Below are 5,321 nucleotides of genomic sequence, written 5' to 3'. Positions count from 1 at the left end.
CGCCCAAATAAAGCAAGACCTGCAAGAAATCCTCAAGCAACTGCAACAAACTGACTATCAGAGCGAATGGCAAACTGAAACTTCCCCCGCAATGCAGTACCTCTGGGGAAAGCCACAATCACCCAGACATCAACAGGGTGTAGGGGGTAGGGTTTCGGGTGTGGGGAGAGAAGAGGATGGGGATTGCAACCCCAACATGACTCTTAATTCCCAACTTGCAGATTCTCAGACTCAAAGTTTTTCCTCTACACCCTACACCCCAAAACCCACATCCAGAGCGCCCATTCCTCCCCTACCTGATACCGAGGATGGGAAGGAATGGGCGCGACCTGATGAAGTTATGTTTTGGGCAGCCTTCCCCGACCACGCACCTGATGAATATCAAGCGGCTGTCCTCAAACACACCCAAGAAAACTGGCTTACTGCTGTTTGTGGGCCTCCCGGAACTGGAAAAACCGAAGTGTTTCTGCACCTCGTAGCCCAGCAAGTAGTGAATCGGGCATTACAACTTGTTCGCGGTGAAGAGGATGAGAATAATTTAATCCTCTTTTCCTGCACCAACAAAAGCGCCATCCAAAAATTCCCACAGCGACTGACAAAGAATTTTCCGACTCAACAGTTTTATCTCCCTGGCGGCAACCAAAGCATCATCCGTAAAGAAACCCTACCCAAACTGCAATCAAGCCAGGATTGGTTACGTCATACTGAATTTAATCAAGAGTTTTGGTCACAAGCCAAACTCCAACTATTGCAAGTTGAAAGTGAAATTCAACAACTGATAGAGCAAGACCGCTTTCATACCATACAACAAGTTACCGATACCGAACAGCGATCTCAACTGGATGAAGAAATCCAATCACTCAATAACGAGATTGTTACCAAGTCTTCCGAATTACAAGCCCAAACTGAACAGCTATCAAGTTTGGCAGATTACGCAAATTTTCCCCTTGATGCTTACCAACAAATACAATTCGCATTATCCCAAGCAGAAAGAGAACTACCAAAAAAGTCTGACTCCATTACCAAACGCACTTTAGACTGGCTGAACGTTACTAACGACCAACGAATATTAAAGCGACTGGCAAATCGAATCAATGCTGCTGTTTTAAACACCTTGGTAACAGCGCATCCCTTTCAGATACCCCTTGACCGCTTGAGTTTAACCACTGCCCACACAGAGGTAAACCAAAAACTGGATTTCAAAAAGCAATGGCAGAGTCTTCACCAAAAAGTCACTGAAATTCAAACCCAATTAACAGCTTTAAACCAGCAGTTAGAGTTAAAACAAGCAGAACATCAACAAATCCAAAAACAACTCGATAGTTACCCTCAAGAGGATTTCTACAGTCGTTTTTATCGTGACCATCACTCATTGCAGCTAGAACTATTTCAACGCGCCTGGGCGTTCCTGGTGCAAGAAACTCTCCGACGCAAGGATAGCGTTATCAGGGCATTAGAAACTTATGGCAGCGTATTGATGGGCGATGGACAGGCATTGCTCAAGTTAGAAACAGATCATGATGCCATCTACCGTGACTTGAGCTTAATTTTCCCCGTGATTGGCTCCAGTTTGCAATCAATACGTAATATGCTGCCAATTCTCCATCCCCATAGCGTCAAGCTGGCACTGGCGGATGAAGCAGGGACAACTCTTATACATCAATTATTTCCTTTGCTGGTGCGATCGCAACGAGCAGTAGTGGCTGGCGACCCCCAACAAATTGAGCCAATCATTAATCTTTGCGACGATACCATCAAACAATATTTCAAAACTGCCTTTCTGGAAATGGGCATGGGGAACGAAGACTACTACCGCTATGCCCCCACCGCCAAATACACAGCTACCGCTTATCATGGCGCTGCTGGTGCTAATGGTACAGAAGGGGACTTAGGCAATGGTATTGTCCTGAGAAATCACTATCGCTGTACCTCACCCATTATCCAATTTTGCCGTCCCAACTATCCTGGGGGTCTGCAAATCCTTTCAGAGGATAACGGCGAAGCAACAGTTAAGCATTTGCTGGCTTACCACATTGAGGGAAGCCACACCCATAACACCAATCCAGAAGAAATCGCTGCTGTAGAAACTATAATTGCGTCCTTGCTTCAGCACGGCTACTCTATTAGCTCGGATGACAATTCTAAGACAATTGGCGTAATGTCACCGTTTTCGCAGCAAGCCAACGCGCTGAGGTATCGAATTTCTAACCGTTGGCGAAACTTTTCTTGGGATGATATTGGTACAGTTCATAATTTTCAAGGTGGAGAAAAAACAGCTATCATCTTTTCTCCTTACCAGTGCCAGAAAGAGCATAGTTTTTGGTTCCTTAACCGCAAACCCAATTTACTAAATACTGCTGTCAGTAGAGCAAAGGAATTGTTTGTTTTAGTGGGTAATCTCAGGGAACTAGAATTAGCTGGTGGTGAAACTAAACGGTTAGTTGAACATATTCGGCAATATGGAGAAATTCGTTCTGAGTTAGGCTTGAATATATGGGGTCAGCAACCGTTTTTTTGAACTGAGATGGCACTAACCCCATGAATTTGCTCCCGCTCGCTTCAAGGTTCTGTCCTTGGCGTTTTCACCCTAGGTTATTTGTTAATCTAGGAACGAATCGCACAGCGTAACTATCTGTGTGCTTGCTCATTTACCCCCACCTCAATGAGGTTAATCAAAGATTACGAGAATTTCAATGAGCTACCAATATCCTCAACTTTTTTTCTGAAATGCTCTCTATACAAGTTTTTCAGGCATTACGTGGCGGTTGGTGACAGCTTCGCTACTTTTACCCCGTCTAAGCCACGATTGGAAGAGATTACTTAGGAGCTTGGATGTAACAAAATTGGCTAGTCTGTGGTCGGGTAGCGGGATTATAGCGATATAGTCCTGCTACCTGGCTTAGGTATCCAGCTACCCGACCACGGTGATGCTTAAAAGCCTGAAATGACCTATTTTCGTTAACGCATAAAATCAGAAGTTTTTACAGTGCGTAAGTCCTAACCTAATAGTCACTGCACGAAGAAACGACGATTTAAGATGCAGGTGATCAAGTTAACAAAATACTTTATTTACAGCATTTTTGCCACTGGGGACGCGATCGCTCAATTAATCCAACCTGAACTCAATAAAGACAAAAACCTGTAAAAACTTCTCCCATACATTGATTTAATGAATGTCTTGAGTGTATACATCAAATAATTCACATATTCTTTCTATTGGTTAGTATAATATTCCTGATTAATCCAGTATAATTATTTAGTGTTGGACACAAAAATGAACTCGATTTTTATCTACCTAAATATAAATACTGAAAGATAACAAAGTTAACTCTTCAGAATTTATATCGGTCTTTGTCAAAAGCGGTGTCTTTTATTTATCCACCATTGACAAACAGTTCGTGATTGAAAGAGTTCACAGTACCAATCACAGTGATACCAATATTGCCTCATTGCAATATCACTAGCATATTAGGGTGAAAATTGAGTTTAATTAATCAGGAGCCTACCTACAATGTCAATTCTCTCAAATAACAGTCAAGCCTCCCATCCCGCAGGACATTCCCAAATGGGGGGGGTACGTCAGTACTCTAAAAATATATTGACTTGGGTAAAAGATTGGAGTGCAACATTGGCAACATCAGCCCTTGTATTGGGAGCTACAGCTTTACCGAGTCAAGCATTTACCTCTCCCTTTCCCTTCTTACAAAAAACAGCCCAATTTACTCAAAACAGTAATGCCCAACCCACCATTGCTGATGGCTATTTTTTTGATTCAGTCTTACAATTCGGTGAGATTGGGGATGTAGATGGGGTTAGCACCACCTATTTCTATGAAACTGAGTCTGGATTTATCGAGGATGGTATCTTCTCTCCCATTACTGATTACCAATTCATAAGTAATCCCTTTACTACACAACCACAAGCTAGGGCAAGCTTTTTCTTCCTAACAGAAGAAGAAATGAATCAAGCGTTCCCCAATGGGGCAATCTATGAATCTATTTACTCTACTCCTACAGGAGATGATTTTGTAGCTGTTAAAGATGCACCCAGCAACTTTTTTCCCTTACAGATTCCTTCTCTTACGAGTAATACCTTCAGTAATTTACAGAGCTTAGATCCCAGTCAACCTTTTGTCTTTAATTTCGATAGCTTTTCTCCTCCAGAAAATCCAGCTATTACCGCAAATATCTCTCTTTCAATCGTACCCCAACTTGGTAATTCCAATAGTTTTGTTGTTTCTGGCTTATCTCCTGATACCACTGGTGTCGTTTTAGGTGGTAACACCCTCAGCCCTGACACAACCTATACTTTTAATCTATTTTATAATGTTTTTTACTCCGCTTTCGATGAAGTTGATTTCTTACCGATAGAAACTAGCTTTTTTAAGGCTACTACAGGCACTTTTACCACTGGAGCTATTGGCTCAACCATACCCGGTGCAACCCCTGCGAATCCCCTTCTCCCAGTCATCACCCCAGGGTCTCCTTCTTTTGTGTTTCCCCAAGTAAACATTATTCCTGATGGTCTTGGAATTGTAAGTCCGATTTTCTTTGACCCGGATATTGCGGTGGGCTATGATTACACCGTGACAGGAGATGCGAACTTTGCCTCCGTTCTAATTCCTGAACCTTTACCCCAAGGAGATGATCAATTTGTTCTGGAATTACCTGGTTTTGGTAGTTTTGATTTATCCGCCGGGGTGACGTTTGATTTAATTGATATTAATCCCCTGGGATTTGATTTTCTCACGATTAGTGGCATCGATGCGGGAGAAGCCCTTGATCCTACAGATCCCCTTGCTTTTATCACAGGTTTTACTTTCACTGGTCCTGGTATCGTAGATGTTACCCAAACTCCCATAATCGCAAATGTTCCAGACTTGGTTACTACTCCTGAACCTAGTGGTTTGGTTGCTTTGTTAATGGTAGGCGCAGGCGGTTTATTGGTTTCTCAAGGTAAGAAACGTAGTTATTCTGGTTACATTTTCAAATCTTAATTTTTGGTTTAACGTGAGCCTCCGTTGGAGACTCACGTTAAGAAGGTATTGAGCCTTCTTGTCACCCGTTAAGTATAATTGCAGGTCACAACAGATAATTACATATTGGGGTAAAGACAAGATACGCGCAAAATTTATCACCATGTAAATTTTTTGTAATAAATTCAACGCGATTGCCTCTGGCACTGCGCTCCGCGCAATCGCCTTTGTCTATATAAGAAAAAAGTATACTGAGTAAGGCTTTCAGTCTGATGAAAGCTTCGCGCTTACTTAGGGTTTGCTGAAAAAGTCGAGAAAAAGTTGAGGAGAATTGAGTAGGTAATCA

At 42.4% G+C, this 5,321-nt stretch carries 2 protein-coding genes; both read left to right on the top strand.

Features of this window, described 5'->3' with window-relative positions; translation table 11 throughout:
* Nucleotides 1–2,518, top strand: a 2,518-nt coding sequence (locus tag ACM0OP_RS23615; RefSeq protein WP_414530841.1) for a DEAD/DEAH box helicase, incomplete at its 5' end; no start/stop codon positions are given.
* Nucleotides 2,519–3,511: 993 nt separating this feature from the next.
* Complete coding sequence (locus ACM0OP_RS23610) at nucleotides 3,512–4,996, top strand: hypothetical protein (RefSeq protein ID WP_414530840.1); 1,485 nt, start codon at nucleotides 3,512–3,514, stop codon at nucleotides 4,994–4,996.
* Nucleotides 4,997–5,321: the final 325 nt, after the last annotated feature.

This window comes from Nodularia chucula CCY0103 (genome assembly GCF_963923915.1).
GTDB lineage: Bacteria > Cyanobacteriota > Cyanobacteriia > Cyanobacteriales > Nostocaceae > Nodularia > Nodularia chucula.
Note: the sequence above shows the minus strand (reverse complement) of the source record. Positions and strands in the feature narration are given on the sequence as shown.

Bases quoted from the DNA above. Each gene is read 5' to 3' on its own strand.
- ACM0OP_RS23610 (WP_414530840.1), top strand. From the start codon at position 3,512: ATGTCAATTCTCTCAAATAACAGTCAAGCCTCCCATCCCGCAGGACAT.